This window comes from Pseudomonas brassicae (genome assembly GCF_010671725.1).
GTDB classification, from domain to species: domain Bacteria; phylum Pseudomonadota; class Gammaproteobacteria; order Pseudomonadales; family Pseudomonadaceae; genus Aquipseudomonas; species Aquipseudomonas brassicae.
Genome location: NZ_JAAHBU010000507.1, coordinates 1 through 1,235 on the forward strand (window position 1 = coordinate 1; position 1,235 = coordinate 1,235).

General features: G+C 65.3%; 2 protein-coding genes. Both read right to left on the reverse strand.

The window, feature by feature from the left end; translation table 11 throughout:
• Positions 1-309: ABC transporter permease subunit (locus G3436_RS25380; RefSeq protein WP_420801254.1), on the reverse strand; the 309-nt coding region annotated here is incomplete at its 3' end.
• Positions 309-1,235: branched-chain amino acid ABC transporter permease (locus tag G3436_RS25385; RefSeq protein ID WP_163950915.1), on the reverse strand; the 927-nt coding region annotated here is incomplete at its 5' end. The genes G3436_RS25380 and G3436_RS25385, both read right to left, overlap by 1 nt.

A 1,235-nucleotide genomic window follows, 5' to 3' on the forward strand; every position in this document is an offset into this window, starting at 1 on the left:
GCGCAGGGTCAGCAGGCCCAGGGTGGTGGCCACCAGCAGGGTGATTGACAGCCCTGCGAGCAGGCCGAGCCAGGGCGACAGGCCGTACTGGGTGGTCAGCACGGCGCTGGCATAGGCGCCGATACCGACGAAGGCAGCCTGGCCGAAGGAGGTCATACCACCGATACCGGTCAGCAACACCAGGCCCAGGGCCACCAGGCTGTAGAGGCCGATGTAGTTCAGCAGGGTGACGTGAAACGCAGGCAGCAGCAGGGGCGCCAGCCCTGCCAGCAACAGCAGGGCAAACAAGGGGGCCAGTCGACGGATCATCAGTGTTGCTCCTCAAGGTGAGGGTTTTTCAGCGAGAGCCACAGCAGCACCGGGATTACCACGGTGAACACGATCACTTCCTTGTAGGCCGAGGCGCCAAAGTTGGCGAAGCTCTCCAGCACGCCGACGAAAAAGGCGCTGCCGGCGGCAATCGGGTAGCTCGCCAGGCCACCGAAGATGGCTGCGACAAAGCCCTTGAGGCTGATCAGAAAGCCCGAGTCGTAGTACAGCGTGGTCAGCGGGCCGATCAGCACACCGGAGACGGCACCGATCAGCGCGGCCAGGCCAAACGCGGCTTTCCCGGCCAGTTGCGTGGGGATGCCCACCAGTTGTGCGCCCTTGCGGTTGAGTGCTGTGGCGCGCAGCGCTTTGCCGTACAGGCTGTGGCCGAAAAAGGCATAGAGCAGGCCGATCAGCAGCAGCGCACTGCCGATCACCAGCAGGCTTTGCAGGCCCACCGGCAGTTCGCCCAGCATGAACACCGCGTCGGCCAGGGCATCGGTACGCACCCCTTCGGCGCCGAACATCAGCAGGCTGATGCCGACCAGGGTGATATGCACCGCCACCGAGACAATCAGCAGCAACAGCACCGAAGTCTCGGCTACCCGTTGATACACCAGCCGATACAGCAGTGGCCCCAGCGGGGTGACCAGCGCCAAGGTCAGCAGGATCTGCAGTACGGCCGGCAGTTCGGCCAGTGCGAAGGTGTCCAGCACCACCCAGAGTACCGCCGGCACGCTCAGGTAGCGCGCCAGCAACCCTGGAAGGCGCCGCCACTGACCACGCCGCAGCGCCGCCACAGCATCCAGCGCGCAGGCCGCCAGTGAACAGCCGAGCAACAGCCACAAGGTGCCGGGGATCAGGCCCAGTTGCAGGGTGGCCAGGGTCAGTGCGCTGTAGGTGACGAAGTCGCCCTGGCACACCAG